19 protein-coding genes and 2 tRNA genes are annotated in these 15,675 nt (G+C 71.2%); 19 read left to right on the top strand and 2 right to left on the bottom strand.

Going from position 1 to position 15,675, the window contains the following annotated elements; all coding sequences use genetic code 11:
* The first annotated feature begins 10 nt into the window (after nucleotides 1-10).
* The 18 genes from miaA to VGV13_15860 all read left to right on the top strand — a co-directional run bounded on the left by miaA (nucleotide 11) and on the right by VGV13_15860 (nucleotide 12,556).
* Nucleotides 11-949 carry a tRNA (adenosine(37)-N6)-dimethylallyltransferase MiaA gene (gene miaA / locus VGV13_15775; protein HEV8642551.1) on the top strand — a complete coding sequence of 313 codons (939 nt, stop codon included), beginning with the start codon at nucleotides 11-13 and terminating at the stop codon, nucleotides 947-949.
* A complete protein-coding gene (gene hflX, locus VGV13_15780) occupies nucleotides 946-2,229 on the top strand; it encodes a GTPase HflX (protein ID HEV8642552.1) in 1,284 nt (427 codons plus the stop codon). The genes miaA and hflX overlap by 4 nt, the downstream gene beginning before the upstream one ends.
* Before the next feature lie 21 nt (nucleotides 2,230-2,250).
* Nucleotides 2,251-2,823 carry a CDP-diacylglycerol--glycerol-3-phosphate 3-phosphatidyltransferase gene (gene pgsA, locus VGV13_15785; GenBank protein ID HEV8642553.1) on the top strand — a complete coding sequence of 191 codons (573 nt, stop codon included), beginning with the start codon at nucleotides 2,251-2,253 and terminating at the stop codon, nucleotides 2,821-2,823.
* Nucleotides 2,798-4,132: a DUF512 domain-containing protein gene (locus VGV13_15790; GenBank protein ID HEV8642554.1), complete on the top strand. Its 1,335-nt coding sequence runs from the start codon at nucleotides 2,798-2,800 to the stop codon at nucleotides 4,130-4,132. Before pgsA ends, VGV13_15790 begins: the two co-directional genes overlap by 26 nt.
* A gap of 6 nt (nucleotides 4,133-4,138) precedes the next feature.
* Nucleotides 4,139-5,485, top strand: a complete 1,347-nt coding sequence (gene der, locus VGV13_15795) for a ribosome biogenesis GTPase Der (protein ID HEV8642555.1) — start codon at nucleotides 4,139-4,141, stop codon at nucleotides 5,483-5,485.
* A gap of 110 nt (nucleotides 5,486-5,595) precedes the next feature.
* On the top strand, nucleotides 5,596-6,306 hold the full coding sequence (locus VGV13_15800) for a DUF3047 domain-containing protein (GenBank protein ID HEV8642556.1): 711 nt from the start codon (nucleotides 5,596-5,598) through the stop codon (nucleotides 6,304-6,306).
* A gap of 38 nt (nucleotides 6,307-6,344) precedes the next feature.
* The gene (locus VGV13_15805; protein ID HEV8642557.1) at nucleotides 6,345-7,256 is read left to right on the top strand and encodes an SPOR domain-containing protein; all 912 of its coding nucleotides are present in this window, start codon (nucleotides 6,345-6,347) and stop codon (nucleotides 7,254-7,256) included.
* On the top strand, nucleotides 7,253-7,594 hold the full coding sequence (gene cutA, locus VGV13_15810) for a divalent-cation tolerance protein CutA (GenBank protein HEV8642558.1): 342 nt from the start codon (nucleotides 7,253-7,255) through the stop codon (nucleotides 7,592-7,594). Before VGV13_15805 ends, cutA begins: the two co-directional genes overlap by 4 nt.
* Complete coding sequence (locus VGV13_15815) at nucleotides 7,591-7,869, top strand: integration host factor subunit alpha (protein HEV8642559.1); 279 nt, start codon at nucleotides 7,591-7,593, stop codon at nucleotides 7,867-7,869. The genes cutA and VGV13_15815 overlap by 4 nt, the downstream gene beginning before the upstream one ends.
* The gene (locus tag VGV13_15820) at nucleotides 7,866-8,219 is read left to right on the top strand and encodes a MerR family transcriptional regulator (GenBank protein ID HEV8642560.1); all 354 of its coding nucleotides are present in this window, start codon (nucleotides 7,866-7,868) and stop codon (nucleotides 8,217-8,219) included. The genes VGV13_15815 and VGV13_15820 overlap by 4 nt, the downstream gene beginning before the upstream one ends.
* A gap of 39 nt (nucleotides 8,220-8,258) precedes the next feature.
* A tRNA-Pro gene (locus VGV13_15825) sits at nucleotides 8,259-8,335 on the top strand.
* Between the two features lie 13 nt (nucleotides 8,336-8,348).
* The gene (gene surE / locus VGV13_15830) at nucleotides 8,349-9,119 is read left to right on the top strand and encodes a 5'/3'-nucleotidase SurE (GenBank protein ID HEV8642561.1); all 771 of its coding nucleotides are present in this window, start codon (nucleotides 8,349-8,351) and stop codon (nucleotides 9,117-9,119) included.
* A 1-nt stretch (nucleotide 9,120) separates the two neighbouring features.
* Entirely contained in the window at nucleotides 9,121-9,774 is a 654-nt protein-coding gene (locus VGV13_15835; protein HEV8642562.1) for a protein-L-isoaspartate(D-aspartate) O-methyltransferase, read from the top strand.
* Between the two features lie 24 nt (nucleotides 9,775-9,798).
* Nucleotides 9,799-9,875, top strand: a tRNA-Pro gene (locus VGV13_15840).
* A 70-nt stretch (nucleotides 9,876-9,945) separates the two neighbouring features.
* The gene (locus tag VGV13_15845) at nucleotides 9,946-10,245 is read left to right on the top strand and encodes an acylphosphatase (protein ID HEV8642563.1); all 300 of its coding nucleotides are present in this window, start codon (nucleotides 9,946-9,948) and stop codon (nucleotides 10,243-10,245) included.
* On the top strand, nucleotides 10,242-11,033 hold the full coding sequence (locus VGV13_15850) for a LysM peptidoglycan-binding domain-containing M23 family metallopeptidase (protein ID HEV8642564.1): 792 nt from the start codon (nucleotides 10,242-10,244) through the stop codon (nucleotides 11,031-11,033). The genes VGV13_15845 and VGV13_15850 overlap by 4 nt, the downstream gene beginning before the upstream one ends.
* On the top strand, nucleotides 11,026-11,940 hold the full coding sequence (locus VGV13_15855; protein HEV8642565.1) for a sigma-70 family RNA polymerase sigma factor: 915 nt from the start codon (nucleotides 11,026-11,028) through the stop codon (nucleotides 11,938-11,940). The genes VGV13_15850 and VGV13_15855 overlap by 8 nt, the downstream gene beginning before the upstream one ends.
* 55 nt (nucleotides 11,941-11,995) lie before the next feature.
* Entirely contained in the window at nucleotides 11,996-12,556 is a 561-nt protein-coding gene (locus VGV13_15860) for a methyltransferase domain-containing protein (GenBank protein HEV8642566.1), read from the top strand.
* Nucleotides 12,557-12,759: 203 nt separating this feature from the next.
* Here VGV13_15860 and VGV13_15865 read toward each other — a convergent pair whose 3' ends face one another.
* Nucleotides 12,760-14,460, bottom strand: a complete 1,701-nt coding sequence (locus tag VGV13_15865) for an alkaline phosphatase D family protein (protein HEV8642567.1) — start codon at nucleotides 14,458-14,460, stop codon at nucleotides 12,760-12,762.
* Nucleotides 14,461-14,953: 493 nt separating this feature from the next.
* On the opposite strand from VGV13_15865, the gene VGV13_15870 reads away from it, so the two are divergent.
* Nucleotides 14,954-15,184, top strand: a complete 231-nt coding sequence (locus VGV13_15870) for a helix-turn-helix domain-containing protein (protein ID HEV8642568.1) — start codon at nucleotides 14,954-14,956, stop codon at nucleotides 15,182-15,184.
* Nucleotides 15,185-15,345: 161 nt separating this feature from the next.
* Here VGV13_15870 and VGV13_15875 read toward each other — a convergent pair.
* A partial coding sequence (locus VGV13_15875) for a type II toxin-antitoxin system PemK/MazF family toxin (GenBank protein HEV8642569.1) occupies nucleotides 15,346-15,675 on the bottom strand: 330 nt, incomplete at its 5' end.

Raw genomic sequence — 15,675 nt, forward strand, 5'->3', positions numbered from 1 at the left:
AGCGGAGCGGATGAAGATTCCCCTTCTCGTCATCGCGGGGCCGACGGGGGTCGGCAAGACGGCCACCGCGGTCGCGCTCGCCGGCCGGGTGGACCTCGAGGTGATCAGCGCCGACTCGCGTCAGGTCTACCGCGGCATGGATCTGGCGACGGGCAAGCCCAGCGCCGCCGAGCGGCGCGCGGTCGCGCACCATCTGGTCGACATCGTGGACCCCGACGATCGGTACCACGCGGCGCGCTTCCGCAGCGACGCGCGCCGTCTCATCGCGGCGATCCGGGGGCGGGGGCGCCTGCCCGCGGTCGTCGGGGGAACCGGCCTCTACATCCGGGCGCTGCTGCGCGGGCTTGATCCCGCGCCGCCGGCCGACCCGGAGCTCCGCCGCGAGCTGACCGCCCTGGCCGCCCGGCAAGGCCGCCAGGCGCTCCACGCGCGCCTGGTCCGGGAGGCGCCCGCGCTGGCGCTCCGCCTGCATCCGAACGACTACGTGCGGGTGATGCGGGCCCTCGAGCGCATCCGGACGGGGAACGCGGTGGCCACCGAGCAGGTAGAGTGGCGCCGGCGCGCGGAGGAGTACGACGTGGTCTGGGTCGGGCTGACGATGGAGCGGGGAGCGCTGCGACGGCGGCTCGGCGAGCGGGCGGCGGCGATGGTCGCCGGCGGGCTCGCCGACGAGGTCAGGGGACTCCTTGCGCGCGGCTACGACCCCTCGCTGCCGTCGATGCAGGGGATCGGGTACCGGGAGTTCGCGCGGGTCGCGCAGGGGACGCTCGCGGAGGCGGAGGCGCTGAGGCTCATGCAGCGCGACACCATGCGCTACGCCAAGCGGCAGTGGACGTGGTTCACGCGCGAGCCGGACATCCAGTGGCTCGACCTCGCGCTCGCCGGAGGTCCGGAGGGCGCCGCGGGCATGCTGGAGCGCCGGCTCCGGGAGGGAGGTCTGATCGGGTGAAGAACGGACGCGGCAACGGCGTCGTACTCACGCGCGCCGCGCGCGAGCGGGCGGTGATCGCGGCGGTCAAGCTGCCGTCGCAGGGCCGCTGGGCGGTCGAGGAGTCGCTCGACGAGCTGGGGGGGCTGGCCGCCGCGGCCGGCGCCACCGTCGTGCACCGCGTGGTGCAGGAGCGCCAGGCCCCCACGCCCGCGCTCTACTTCGGGCGGGGCAAAGTCGCCGCCATCGGCGAGATCGCGCGCCAGACTGGCGCCGACCTCCTGATCTGCGACGATGCGCTCTCGCCCGGCCAGGAGCGCAACGTCTCTCAGGCCCTGGGCATCAAGGTGATCGACCGGACGGCGCTGATCCTCGACATCTTCGCCCAGCGCGCGCGCACCAGCGAGGGCAAGCTTCAGGTGGAGCTGGCCCAGCTCACCTATCTGCTCCCCCGGCTGGTCGGCCAGTGGACCCACCTGGAGCGCCTGGGCGGAGGGATCGGCACCCGGGGGCCGGGCGAGACCCAGCTGGAATCCGACCGGCGCGTCATCCGCCGACGCATCATACAGATTCGCCGCGAGCTGGAGCGCGTGCGCGTGCATCGGCGCGTGCAGCGGGAGGGGCGGCGCCGCGCCGGCCTGCCGGTGGTGGCGCTGGTCGGCTACACCAACGCCGGCAAGACGACGCTGCTCAACCGGCTCACGGGCTCGCGCCTGGTCGCGGCCGACCAGCTCTTCGTGACGCTCGATCCGGCCGCGCGGCTCGTCAGCGGCGACAGCCGCCAGCCCTTCATCCTCACCGACACCGTGGGATTCATCCGCAAGCTGCCGCACGAGCTGATCGCGGCCTTCCGCGCCACCCTGGAGGAGCTGGCGGACGCCGACGTCCTCCTGCACGTGGTGGACGCCAGTCACCCGGCGCTGGAGGAGCACATGGCGGCGGTGCAGGGCCTGCTGCGCGAGCTCGAGATCGACGATCGCCCGACGCTGCTCGTGCTGAACAAGGTCGACCGTGTCCACGAACCTCGCGCCATCGACCGGCTCGTCGAGGCCCGCGGGGGCGTGCCGGTCTCGGCAGTCACCGGCGAGGGATTCGACCACCTGCGGGGCGCCATCGACGCGGCCGTCCGGCGGCCGGGGGGCGCGGTGACCCTCCAGATCCCGCACGGGGAGGGCACGGCGCTGGCGCTGTGCTATGCCCGCGGCCGCGTGCTCGCGCGGGCCGACGCCGCCGACCATGTGCGGCTGGAGGTCGAGCTGCCGCCGTCGGTCCGGGACGCCCTGGCCTCGTACCGCGTGTAGCGGGTACACTTGGAGCTTCGTATGGGACTCGCCAATTGGCTGACCGTGCTCCGCATCCTGCTGGTCCCGGTCTTCGTGACGCTCCTCGTGTACCGCAAGCCGGCCTGGGCGCTCGCCGTCTTCGTGGGGGCGTCCCTGACGGATCTTCTCGACGGCTGGGTCGCCCGCCGCCGGGGCATGTCGAGCCGGCTCGGCGCCTTTCTGGACCCCATGGCCGACAAGCTGCTGCTCACCGCCTCGTTCGTGACGCTCACGTACCTCAAGGCGCTGCCCTTCTGGATCACCGCGGTGGTGCTCACGCGGGACACGCTGCTGATCGTCGGCGCCCTCATGGTGCTCATGGTCGGTGGGCGCATCTACCCGCGGCCGACGTGGGCCGGGAAGGCGACGACGTTCTTTCAGATCCTCACGGTGCTGACCGGACTGCTCTCGCGGTACTTCCACGTCGCGCTGGCGCCGCAGACGATCATGTGGCTGGCGGCCATCTTCACGGTCGTGTCGGGGTGCCAGTACCTGCTCCAGGGCATGCGTTTCCTCAACGACGCGAACGACGCGGAGCGCGAGGAGCATGAGAGCACGCTGCGCCGAGGATAAGGACGCGCCCGAGGGGGTCGTGGTGGCGGAGGTCCGGCGCCGGACGCCGGCGGCCAGCGCCGGTCTCCGTCCCGGCGATGTGATCCTCGCCATCAACGGCCACGCGCTCCGCGACGCCATCGACTTCCAGTTCTACGCCGCCGAGCCTCGTCTCCGGCTGATGGTCGCCCGCCACGATGGACGGAGAGCGCTGGCCCTCGTCCGCCGCGGGCCCGACGTCGGCGTCGAGCTCGAGCCGCCCCGTCCCCGCGAGATTGCGACGTGCGCGAACAAGTGCGTGTTCTGCTTCATCCACCAGAACCCCCGGGGGATGCGGCGGAGCCTCTACGTGAAGGACGACGACTTCCGGCTGTCGTTCCTGCACGGCAACTACATCACGCTCACGGATCTCGACGAGGCGGCGCTCCGCCGCATCGAGGAGCAGCGCCTGTCGCCGCTCTACATCTCCGTGCACGCTACCGATCCGGAGCTGCGTCACCGGCTGCTGGGACGGCCCCGCGGGAGCGCCGAGATCCTGCCGCGCCTGGAGCGGCTCAGCAAGGCCGGCATCCGCATGCACGCCCAGATCGTGCTCTGCCCGGATCTCAACGACGGTTCCCAGCTCGAGCGCACCGTCTTCGAGCTGGTCCCGTTGCACCCGCAGGTGGCGACGGTGGCGATCGTCCCGGTCGGCCTCACTCGCCACCGCGAGCGGCTGCCGTCGCTGCGGCTCCTGGCCCCCGACGAGGCGGGGGCCCTCGTCGACACCGTTCACGTCTGGCAGGCGCGGTTCCTCGATCGCCTGGGGAGCCGCTTCGTCTTCCCGGCTGACGAGATTTATCTGCTGGCCGGCCGGGCCCTGCCGCCCGCGGCGGCGTACGAGGGGTTTGCCATCGCCGAGGATGGCGTCGGCCTGGTGAGGCGCTTCGAGGATGATCTCGAGCGGGCGCTCCGTGGGTTCCGCCCGCCCCTCCGGCGGAGGATGGTCACGCTGGTGAGCGGAGAGATGTACGGCGCGCGCCTGGCCCGGTGGCTCGGGCGGCTCGAGCCCGTCGGGGTGACGGCGCGCGTGGCCGTCGTGCCCAATGAGTTCTTCGGACGCACGATCGGCGTCGCCGGCCTCCTGACCGGCCAGGACATCCAGCGTCAGCTCGCCAGGCTGCCCGATCTGGGCGAGGAGGTGCTGGTCCCGGCGGTGGCGGTGCGCGACGTCGGCGGCGTCTTCCTCGACGATCTGACGCCGGGCGACCTGACGCGGGACCTCGGAGTGCCGGTGCGGATCGTCGAGCCCTCCGCCCGGGCCCTGCTCCGGGCGCTGCGGAGGTCCTGAGGGGGGTTGCTTCGCCCGATCATCGCGATCGTCGGTCGCCCGAACGTCGGCAAGTCGTCACTCTTCAACCGCCTGGTGGGCCGGCGGCGGGCGCTCGTGCGCGATGTCCCCGGCGTCACGCGCGATCGGCTCTACGGCCACGTGGCGTTCGAGCGCTGGCAGGCGACGGTGGTCGACACGGGCGGCTTCGATCCGTCGTCCGAGGAGCCGCTGGTCGAGGGCGTGCGGCGGCAGGTGCTGGTGGCCGTCGACGAGGCGGACCTGGTGCTCCTCGTCGTGGACGCGCGGGAGGGGATCACGGCCCTCGATGAGGAGATCGCGCGCATTTTGCGGAAGGCCGGGCGGCCCGTCGTGCTGGTGGCCAGCAAGGTGGAGGACGCGGCCCAGGAGCCGGCGCTCGGCGACTTCTATCGGCTCGGCCTGGGCGAGCCGATTCCGGTGTCGGCCGAGCACGGGCGGGGCGTGGCCGAGATGCTGGAGGCGGTGCGGGCGCGCTGCCCCCAGCCGGCCGCTCCGCCCACGGACGCCGCCGCGCCCGTCCACATCGCGATCGTCGGCCGGCCGAACGTCGGCAAGTCGTCGCTGGTCAACGCGATGGTGGGCGCCGAGCGCGTGCTCGTGCACGAGGCGCCGGGGACCACGCGCGACGCCGTCGACACCGCGCTGGTCTACCGCGGCCGCCCCTACGTGCTCGTCGACACTGCCGGCATCCGGCGCAAGGGACGCGTCAGCGAGCCCCTGGAGAAGCTCGCCGTCGTGATGGCCCTCAAGAGCCTCGAGCGCTGCCAGGTGGCCGTCGTGGTCCTCGACGCCTCCGAAGGGCTCACCGCCCAGGACGCCCACATCGCCGGCTACGCGAACGAAGCCGGGCGGGCCACGGTGCTCGCGGTCAACAAGTGGGACCTGGTGCCGCCGGGCATGGTGCGCAAGGCCGAAGTCGTCGAGCAGATCCGCGAGCGCCTGCCCTTCCTCGATTACGCGCCCATCTGTTTCACGTCGGCCACGCGCACCGAGGGGCTGCCCGAGCTGTTCGACGCCGTCGACACGGTGGCGGCTGAGGGGCGGCGACGCGTGCCGGCCAGCGCCGCGGCCGAGGCGCTGCTCGGTGCGCTGGCGCGGCGGCCGATGACGGTGGGGGGCGTGCCGCTCACCATCCAGTCGGCGGCCCAGGTCGGGACCGCACCGCCGACGTTCGCCGTGCGCGTGAACAAGCCCGACGAGATCCACTTCTCCTACGAGCGCTACCTCGTCAACGCGCTCCGCCAGGCCTTCGGATTCTCGGGCTCGCCGATCCGTCTGTCCTTCCGGAGGGCGGCCGGTCCCCGGGCGCGCCGACGGCGGGGGCGGCGCTGACGGGCCGCCGAGCGGCCGCGTTCGGTCTCGTCGTCGTCACCGCGGCGCTGGCGCTGGCCGCGGTCGTGGGGCAGCGCTCGTTTTACGCCGGTCGGGCGCCCTCGCGAGGGGTGCCGGCGGACGCGGCCAGCCCCGTACCGGCCGCCGCCCCTGCGGTCGTCGCGCTGGGAACGGGGGCGGCCTCGACGCAGTCGGGACTCGCTGGCGCCGCGGCTCGGCTGCGCATCCCCATCGCCGATTCGATGCCGCCGCACCTGCCGGTGGAGGCGGTGCCGCGGGGCTGGGCGCTCAAGGAGTTCAGCGGCCGTGCCTCCGTCATGCTGATGCAGGCCGAGCCCGGCCTCGTGTTCAGATTGAGGAGTGAGCGGACTTCCTTCGCGCTCTACCACGACTCCGTCATCGACCTCGACGAGTTCCCCGTCCTGTCGTGGTGGTGGAAGGTCGTGCAGCTGCCGGCCCGGGGCGACGTCCGCCACCAGGCGACCGATGACCAAGCGGCGCAGGTCTACGTCGTCTTTCCCCGGTGGCCCTCGCCCCGGACGAAGAGCGACGTGATCGGGTACGTGTGGGACACGGCCGCGCCCGTGAACACGCGGCTCGTCAGCGCCAAGGCCTCCAACGTCCGGATCATCGTGGTCGAGTCGGGCCCGAGCAGGCTCGGGACATGGCGGCGGGGGCAGCGGAACGTCCGTGACGACTACATCGCCCTCTTCGGGCGGCGACCGCCCCGGGCCGGGAGCATCGCCCTGATGATCGACACGGACGACACCCAGGGGACCGCCGAGACCCTGATCGGCGACCTCGGATTCTCGCGCTCCTGAGGGGCCAGAAGCCCAACGCCTATGCTAAGATGACGCGCATGGCGGCAGGCGGCGAGCGCAACCGGGACATCTACGACGAGCCTCCACGGTCGATCTTCTCGTCGCTCTGGTTCCGTGCCCTCCTGGTGATCGTCGTGCTCGGCGTCATCGCGGTGGTGGCGGTCCCGTACCTCCTCGACATGGTGAACCCGCCGGTGGCGAAGCAGATTGCGGTCCAGCCCGCGGCTCCGCCCACGCCGCCCAGGCCGTCGGCGTCGTCGCCCGCCCCGGCGCAACCGCCGGCGACGCCCGAGGCGCCTCCGGCGACCTCGGCTCCGACGCCGCTCCCGGACAAGTCCGTGGAGGCGGCGAAGCCCGCGCCTCCGGCCCGGGCCGAGCCGGCCCCGGCCCAGGTCGCGGCCGCGAAGCCGGCGGTGACGGCGCCCGCGAAGGCCAAGAGGCCGGCGGCCACGGGGCCGTTCTGGGTGCAGGTGGGTGCGTTCAAAGATCAGGCCGCGGCCAAGCGCCTGGCCGATCGTCTCCGCGAACAGGACTTCAAGGTGGTGGAGTCGGTGAAGGCCGGGAGCGGGACGGCGCCAGCATCCGCCCCATCGAACATGCCCGCCGACCGCTACAACGTCTTCGTCTCCGGCATGGCGCCGGCCGAGCTGACCACCAAGCTCACCGCCAAAGGTCTGGCGGCGGATCCGGTCGCGGGCGGCGTCGTGATCAAGCCGAGCCTGCCGCTGCGTGACGCGGTGACGCTCTCCCGCGAGCTGGCAGGGGAGGGCCTGAGGGTGCAGGTGCGCCGAGCCGCGGCCGCGGCGACGACCCCGGCGAAGGTTACGGCTGGCGACGCGTTCTATCGCGTCCGGGTCGGGAGCTTTCCCGACCGCGGCGCCGCGCAGACGGCGCTGAAGGAGCTGGAGGCGAAGGGCTACAAGGCGTACATCGCCCGAGGCGGCGAATGACGGACCTCTGCCTCGTCCTCTCCACGGCGGCGTCGGCCGAGGAAGGCCTGGGGATCGGCCGCCGTCTGGTCGAGGAGCGGCTCGCGGCCTGCGTCAGCGTCGTCCCGTCGGCGCGCTCGGTGTACCTCTGGGAGGGCGAGCTGCAGGAGGCGGACGAGGCGCTGCTGATGATCAAGACGCGGCGCGACCGCTATCCCGACCTGGCCAGACGAATCCAGGAGCTCCACTCCTACTCCGTGCCCGAGATCGTTGCTGTCCCGATCGATTCGGGCGCCCAGGCCTATGTGGACTGGGTACGCCAGACCGTGGCTCCGGGGGGAGGTGAACCGTCGCTGTGACCAAGAACGATCTCGTCAACGCCGTGGCGGCCCACGGGCTCTCGAAACGGCAGTCGGCCTCGGTGGTCGAGTCCGTCTTCGACATCATCTTCCGCTGCTTCGAGAAGGGCGAGGACGTGAAGATCGTCGGGTTCGGTCACTTCCGGATCCGGCACAAGGCATCGCGGCGCGGGCGCAACCCGCAGACGGGGAGCAGCATCGAGATCACCGCCCGCAAGGTGCTGACGTTCAAGCCGAGCAAGGGACTGAAGCAACGAATCAACAGTCATTCGTGACGGCGGAGCCGGCGGAAAAGCTCTACTACCGGATCGGCGAGGTGGAGGCGATGACCGGTGTGCCCGCCTACGTGCTCCGGTACTGGGAATCCGAGTTCAAGCTGCTCCGCCCCAAGAAGAACCCGGCCGGCCAGCGCATCTATCGCCGGCGCGACGTCGACATGATCATGCGCATCAAGACGCTCCTCTACGACGACCGGCTGACCCTGGAAGGCGCCAAGAAGCGGCTGCTGGCCGAGTCGCGCAAGGCCGAGCAGCTCCAGCTCGGACTGCGCGAGGTCAGCTACGCCAACGCCCTGCGCCGGATCCGTGACCGCCTGACCGGGCTGCGCGCGCGGCTCGGTTCTTGAGACATCGCGGGCTTTCTGGGACAATCTAGCCTCGGTGGTCGGGGCGTGGCGCAGCCCGGTAGCGCACAGGACTGGGGGTCCTGGGGTCGCTGGTTCAAATCCAGTCGCCCCGACCATTTTTCTCCCTGAATGTCCGTCCTGCTCCTCACCAACGACGACGGAGTCCACGCAGCCGGCCTGGCCGCGCTGGCCAGGGCGCTCGAGGATCTGGGTGAGGTCTACGTCATCGCGCCCGAGCGCGAGCAGAGCGCCTGCGGCCACGCGCTGACGCTGCACCGCCCGCTCCGGGTCGACCGCATCCGCGAGCGGTGGTTCACCGTCAACGGCACTCCGTCCGACTGCGTCAACCTCGGCGTGCTCGGTTTCCTGCCCGAGGCGCCCGTCCTCGTCGTGTCGGGCATCAATCACGGATCGAACCTCGCCGATGACGTCACCTACTCGGGGACGGTGTCGGGGGCGATGGAGGGCACCCTGCTCGGCGTGCCCTCGGTGGCCGTCTCGCTCGCCGACGGCGACGACTTTGGGGAGGCCGCCCGGGTGGCGCGGCTCATCGCCGCCCGCGTCCTCGTCGAAGGGCTGCCCGCCAAGACGCTGCTCAACGTCAACGTCCCCCCCGGCGCCCCGCGTGGCATCCGGATCACCCGCCAGGGCCACCGGGTCTACACGGAGAAGATCGTGGAGCAGCGGGACCCGCGGGGGCGCGCCTACTACTGGATCGGGGGTGGGGAGCCGCGCTGGGAGGCGCTGGAGGGCACCGACCTGGCGGCGGTCCACGAGGGCTTCGTGGCCGTGACGCCAGTCCACCTGGATCTCACGCACCACCGGGCGCTCGGCCAGATGGCCGACTGGTCGAGAGCGCTCACGGCGCAGCTCAAGCGGGCGCGCGGCCGGGCCGACTGAAATCGTGGAGCGCGGCGGCTTCGAGCGCGAGCGTGAGCGGATGGTCGAGGAGCAGCTGGTCCGCCGTGGGATCACCGACGCGCGTGTGCTGGACGCGATGCGCCGGGTGCCACGCCATCTCTTCGTCGAGGAGGCCCTGCGGGACCGCGCCTACGGCGACCATCCGCTGCCCATCGGCGAGCAGCAGACCATCTCCCAGCCCTACATCGTGGCCCTGATGACGTCCCTCCTGGCCCTCGACGGTCAGGAAAAGGTGCTGGAGGTCGGCACGGGCTCCGGCTACCAGACCGCCATCCTGGCCCTGCTGGCGCGGCGCATCTGCTCGATCGAGCGGCTGCCCAGCCTCGCCCTGCGGGCGCGCGCCCTCTTGGAGTCGCTCGGCTACAACAACGTCTGGATCCGCGTCGGCAACGGCACGCTGGGCTGGCCGGACGAGGCGCCGTTCGACCGGATTCTCGTGGCCGCCGGCGCCCCCAGCGTGCCGCCGCCCCTGTTCGAGCAGCTGGCCAAGGGCGGGCGCATGGTCCTTCCCGTCGGGGACACCAGCAATCAGATGCTGACTCTGGTGGAGAACGTCGGGGGCGAGATGCGGATCACCCCGTGCGGCGATTGTATGTTCGTGAAGCTGGTGGGCAAGTATGCTTGGGAGACGTGACCCTGTACAATAGGCGCGTCGGCGCGGGGCGTAGCGCAGCCTGGTAGCGCGCACGGTTCGGGACCGTGAAGTCGGAGGTTCAAATCCTCTCGCCCCGACCACGTTCTTGATCGCCGGCCGGCCGGCACCAAGCGGCCGGTCGGCGATCGCCGCCGTCTCTGTCGATCCTCCATGAACGCGCAACGCGTTGCCGCCGAGATTATCGTCGAGGGCCGTGTGCAGGGCGTCGGGTACCGCAGCCACGCCCAGCGCCGAGCCTCGCTCCTGGGCCTGGCCGGCTACGTGATGAACCTCAGGGACGGGCGCGTGCGCGTGCACGCCGAAGGTCCCCGCCCGCTGATCGAGGAGCTGGCCCGCCATCTCGAGAAGGGACCGCCGCTGTCGGGGGTCGAGCGCGTCACCGTGCGGTGGCTGCCGCCCACGGGCCGGTTCAGCGCCTTCGACATCCGCTTCGCCGAGTTCGAGCCGTGACGCCGCCCGCCGCCCGGCACCGGCGCGCGCTCGGGGGCGCCGTGGTCGGTCTCACCGCCGTGCTTCTGGCCCACGCCGCGACCCAGGCGCCCAGCCAGCCCGGCCCGCCCGCACGCGTTCACGCGGTGAAGCCGGGCGATACCCTGAGCGCGATCGCCCAGACATACGGCGTGAGCGTCGCCGCCATCGTGGCGGCAAATCGCCTGCCCGGGGATGAGGTCACGCTGAGGATCGGCCAGCGGCTGACGATTCCGCCCTCCGTGCCGGCCGTGGCCGGCGCCAAGCTGCCGGCGCGGCGCAGCCCGCCGCGCCCGCCCGTGACCCTGGTGCTGGCCGTGCCCGACTTCGGCGACCTCCAGCCGCTCTTCGCATGGCCCGTGGACGGAGCCGTCAGCTCGACGTTCGGGCGCCGGCGAAGCGGATGGCACCGCGGCGTCGACATCAAGGCGGACCACGGCGCGCCGGTACTGGCGGCGGCGCCGGGCCTCGTGATCGCCAGCGGCCTCGAGCGGCGCTACGGCCGGGTCGTCAAGATCGAGCACGCCCACGGCTTCGTGACCGTCTACGCCCACAACGACCACAACCTGGTCGAGGTGGGCGAGCACGTCTCCATCGGACAGACGATCGCCGTCATCGGCCGCAGTGGCCGCGCCACCGCCCACCACCTCCACTTCGAGATCCGCCACGGTGGGCTGGCCTACAACCCGCTCTATCTGCTGCCGCTGCCGCCGCGGGTCGTCTTGATCGACGAGAGCGAGATGGTGGAGCACGAGGAGCCCGATGAGTGACGACGAGGACGTGCTGCCCGACGAGCCCCTCGACGTCCTCGTCGACGCGGTGGACGAGGAGGTCCGGGAGGAGACGCGGGAGACCAGCCGCGAGAACCTCGGCGTCTACCTGCGCGAGATCGGCCGCATCCCGTTGCTCTCGCGCGAGGAGGAAGTCGAGCTGGCGCGCCGTGCCCAGGCCGGCGATACCGCCGCCAAGTCACGCCTGATCGAGGCCAACCTGCGCCTCGTCGTCCAGGTCGCGCGGCGCTATGTCAACCGCGGACTGCCCTTGCCCGACCTCATCGAGGAGGGCAACATCGGGCTGCTGCGGGCCGCCGACAAGTTCGACCCGGAGCGCGGCGTGCGCTTTTCCACCTATGCCACGTGGTGGATCCGACACACCGTCACGCGCGCGCTGGCCAACCAGGCGCGGACGATCCGGCTGCCCGTGCACATCGAGATGCTGCTGGGACGGTACGCCAAGGAGCAGCAGCGGCTCACGCAGGCGCTGGGACGCCCGCCGACGGCGGCCGAGCTGGCCGCGGCCCTGGGGACGACCGAGGAGCAAGTGTGGGAGCTGGAGGAGCTCCGCCAGCCGCCCGTGTCGCTCGACTCGCCCCTGTCGGGGCAGGGGCGGGTGGCGGACCTCGTCCCCGACACCTCCGCCGACCCGAACGCCGCGCTGACCACGCTCTTCCGCGAGCGCGCCGACCTCGTGTCGGTGCTGGACGATCTGGCCGAGAACGAGCGCCGGGTGCTCCGCCGGCGCTTCGGGCTGGAGGGCGACGAGCCCGAGACGCTGGAGGCCATCGGGCGCCAGCTCGGCCTCACCCGCGAGCGCGTGCGCCAGATCGAGGCGGCGGCCCTGCGCAAGCTCCGCGGGCTGCTGCGCGCCCGCGGCGTCGACCCGGCTGATTTCTTCTGAGGGACGCGCCATGCGTAGACTGAGCGCCACGCTCGCCAGCGCCGCCATCGCGCTGATGGCGGCCGGATGCGCGAGCCTGACCGCGCTGCCGCCCCCAGTGGTGACGCCGCAGCTGGACGTGATCTGGGTACCGAGCGATCTCGCCGTGGTCATGGAGATGCTGCGGGTGGCCGAGGTCGGTCCCGGTGACGTGGTCTACGACCTCGGCTGCGGCGACGGCCGGATCGTGATCACTGCCGCTCAGCAATTCGGAGCGCGCGCGGTCGGCGTCGACCTGGACACCGACCTGCTGGCCGAGGCCTGGCAGAATGCGGTGAAGGCCGGCGTCGCCGATCGGGTGACCTTCCGGGAGCAGGACCTGTTCGCCACCGACCTCGGCGAGGCCACGGTGGTCACGCTATATCTCTCGCCCGAAGTGAACTTAAAGTTGCGGCCCAAGCTTCTGCGCGAGCTCCGCCCCGGCAGCCGGATCGTCTCGCACGAGTATGACCTGGGCGACTGGCTGCCGGAGCGGACGGTCTCCGTGCCCCTCGCTGAGCGCTCCCACCGTGTCTTCCTGTGGCGTGTCCCGGCTGGTGTACACCGAAGCCCTGCGCATCTCCGCGTGCCCCCGTAGCTCAGGTGGATAGAGCAGCAGTTTCCTAACCCGACCCGGCGGGGCTGCGGAACACGGCAGCTTTTCAGACGTGTTTCCGCTTCGTTTATTCCCTTCCGTGTGCTGAGCCGTTGTCTCACTCATGGACAATTTTCTCCCAGCGGCCCTCTGATCCCATGAACCCCCCGGCCCGTTCAGCACATGGTTCAGCACAATCCGGGCGTTCAGCGGCCCGGCGTGAGCGTGAGCGTCCCGGGCCGCCCCGCGTCGTCGCTCGGGATCGCCCCCTCGGCGTCACGGATCTCGACGGTCAGCGCGCCGTCGGCGGCAATCCTCAGCACGCCGAAGTTGACGAACGATGGCCGTGCCGGATCCAGCCGCCGCCCCCGCACGTAGAGCTCGACGGGCGCGAGGGTGGTCGAGAGCGCGCGCGGCGGGAACGAGCCCGCATTGGCCGGCCCTGCGATGAACTCATGGAAGACAAGGCCGGCCAGGTCGCCGGTCGGCTCGTAGCGCAGTAAGCGCGCGTAGTGCACGTCAGTGGCGAGCCAGATCACGTTGGTGATCCTCTCCGCCTTGATGAAGGCCAGGATCGCGCGGAGCTCCGACTCGAACCCGGTCGGGTTCGCCTGGTTGCCGTCGGTGTCCGTGTTGAGGCGCATCCCAGCCGCCCAGCCATCGCGCACCGTAAAGAGCGGCGCCATCGCGCCCTCCGGCGCGAAGAGCTGGTAGCCTCCAGTGGGGGTGGACAGCGAATCGTCGGTCGAGACGATCTTCCACACGACGCCGCGCGCCTGCGCCTCCTTGAGGCCGCGGAGCAGCCAGCCGCGCTGCTCGGCGCCCAGGATCGACTTGGCCTTGCCCTCGAGCCGCCGGCGCGAGCCGTCGCGCAGACGGACGTCGAGCGCTTTGCCCGCTCCGTCGGGCAGGATGTTGTCGTCGCGGTACGAGCGCGCGTCGAGGAGGAAGACCTCCGCGAGCCGGCCGAACCGGAAGCCCCGGTAAATCCGGTGAGTGGGGTCCGGCCGGATCGGTGTGAACTCGAAGAGGGTCTTCGTGCCCGGCGCGATGAGGGCGGCGATCGGACGAGTGTCGGGCGTGCCGCGGATCGTCCCCACCCGGTCCTCGCCGGGGTACCAGTCGTTGATCACCTCGTGGTCGTCCCACTGGAAGTAGTGCGGGGTGTGAGCGCGGAAGCGGCGGTACGCCTCGTCCTCGAGGTTGTACTTCCACTTCGCGCGGAAGGCGGCGAGCACCTCGCCCTCTCTCTTCCAGCGCGGGTCCGTCGCGGGGACGAGCTGGTGGGCGGCGACCTCCGGGTCGCCGCTGAGCGCGTTGCGCGGATGATCGGGCAGGGTGGTGACGGGTGGGCAGACGCCGTCCACGTAGACGGAGTCGCCGTTGGCGATGGCCCCGTCGGGATTGAGCCGCGCCATGTGGGTGAAGATCGCGTACCCGCGCTCGGGATCGCGGCAGTAATTCTGGCCGCCGAGATCCCCCCACCACACCAGCGTGAGCGGGCGCGCCGCGCCGTCGGCGGGAGCCGTCCTGAACTGACCGGCCGGCGAAACAACCTCGGTCCCATCCCGCGTGTCGATGAAGCGGACCCAGTAGACGTAGCGCGTGTCCGCGGTCAGTCCGGAGAGCACGACCTTGCCCGTGAAGTCGCCAGCCGCGTCGACCTGGGTGACGCCCTGGCGCTGCGGCGGCCAAACCGGCGCCGTCGCCGGCGTGACGTCCACCACCATGCGCGCGGCGCGATTGGCGCGCGCCCAGATCACGGCGTCCGTGGCGGTGACGTCGCCGCTCGCGATCCCGTGGGTGATGCGCAACGGCTCGGCGGCGCCGCTCGTGCCGCCTCCGCCGAGACCGAGAAGCAGGATGAGCGATAGGGCGGCGGGAGTCCGAACGCGCAACGATCTCATGGCGCACCTCCCTGGGAAGCGGCCTCGGTCCTCTCGGACGGGAGCCCTTCGGGCCGGTAGCTCACCAGCACCACGAGGATCAGGCCGACCATGATCTGCTGGGCGGCGGCCAGGCGCACGCCCGTGAAGAAGGGGATCAGGTCCTTGGCGAACCGGCTGCCCTCCAGGAGCGTAGGAAGACCTTCCCCACCTGCTGCGCCTCGACCGCGAGCGGCGTGACAAGAATGCCGAGGGCGAAGGTGATGAGGACCACTCTCTTCATGCCAGACCTCCAGCGAGTCGGGCCGATTCACCGTGCCGAAGAGTGCGTCGAGATTAGCCGTGGGACCTATTGCGGTCAACTGGATTGACCAGTCTCACTGGCACCCCGGCCGCACGCGATGAGCGGACGGTCAGACTCCGGGTCCGGTTCGTAATCTGCCTTGATCACTCTGTGGCCCAGGTCTGCGGCGTCGCGAGCACTCGCCGAAAGCCCAAGCCGACGACGAGAGCGATGGCGGAACACCTGACCGCCGCACAGATCGCCGAACTGCTCCAGGTTAGCGAGAAGAGCGTCAATCGGTGGGCGGCCGGTGACCCGACGTTCCCGGTGCTCAAGATCGGCGGGACCGTCCGCTTTCCTCGCGAACGCCTGCTGCGCTGGCTCCGCGACCACGAGCAGGGGCTCGGTCGGCCCCGGATGCGAAGACCGGTGCGCTCGCTCTCGAAACCAGCGTCAACGTAGGAGTGGGCCCGTGCATAAGCGGCCATGCGCTGAGCGTGATGTTCCTCGCCGACCTCAAGGAGTTCGTCCGGGATCACCGTCCGCAGCGCTCGCTGACGGGGCGACAGGACCAAGCCAGCCGCGGCGTAGAGAACGGGAGAGACAGATGTTTTCGAACCGTCTTACAGCTCGATCAAGCCAAGGCTGAGCAGCAGCGCGCGATCGACGAGGCGCATCGTTTCCGGCGTGAGCCGGCCAATGCGGCGCACGAGGCGCCGCCGATCAACGGAGCCGATCTGGTTGAGGAGAACAACGGAGTCCGCGTCGAGCCCACCCTCTGGCGTCCGGACCAGCACCTCAGTCGGATAGAGCTCTTGATCGAACTTGCTGGTGATCGCCGCGACGATGGTGATCGGGCTTGAGCGGTTCGCAATGTCGTTTTGCAAAATCAACGCTGGGCGCGTCTTCCTGATCTCGGCACCGAGCGTGGGATCGAAGGCGACGAAGTACAC

The organism is Candidatus Methylomirabilota bacterium, assembly GCA_036001065.1.
Lineage (GTDB): Bacteria > Methylomirabilota > Methylomirabilia > Rokubacteriales > CSP1-6 > MNEF01.

Bases quoted from the DNA above. Each gene is read 5' to 3' on its own strand.
- miaA (HEV8642551.1), top strand. From the start codon at position 11: ATGAAGATTCCCCTTCTCGTCATCGCGGGGCCGACGGGGGTCGGCAAG.
- pgsA (HEV8642553.1), top strand. From the start codon at position 2,251: ATGGGACTCGCCAATTGGCTGACCGTGCTCCGCATCCTGCTGGTCCCG.
- VGV13_15790 (HEV8642554.1), top strand. From the start codon at position 2,798: ATGAGAGCACGCTGCGCCGAGGATAAGGACGCGCCCGAGGGGGTCGTG.
- VGV13_15805 (HEV8642557.1), top strand. From the start codon at position 6,345: ATGGCGGCAGGCGGCGAGCGCAACCGGGACATCTACGACGAGCCTCCA.
- cutA (HEV8642558.1), top strand. From the start codon at position 7,253: ATGACGGACCTCTGCCTCGTCCTCTCCACGGCGGCGTCGGCCGAGGAA.
- surE (HEV8642561.1), top strand. From the start codon at position 8,349: ATGTCCGTCCTGCTCCTCACCAACGACGACGGAGTCCACGCAGCCGGC.
- VGV13_15845 (HEV8642563.1), top strand. From the start codon at position 9,946: ATGAACGCGCAACGCGTTGCCGCCGAGATTATCGTCGAGGGCCGTGTG.
- VGV13_15855 (HEV8642565.1), top strand. From the start codon at position 11,026: ATGAGTGACGACGAGGACGTGCTGCCCGACGAGCCCCTCGACGTCCTC.
- VGV13_15860 (HEV8642566.1), top strand. From the start codon at position 11,996: ATGGCGGCCGGATGCGCGAGCCTGACCGCGCTGCCGCCCCCAGTGGTG.
- VGV13_15865 (HEV8642567.1), bottom strand. From the start codon at position 14,460: ATGAGATCGTTGCGCGTTCGGACTCCCGCCGCCCTATCGCTCATCCTG.
- VGV13_15870 (HEV8642568.1), top strand. From the start codon at position 14,954: ATGGCGGAACACCTGACCGCCGCACAGATCGCCGAACTGCTCCAGGTT.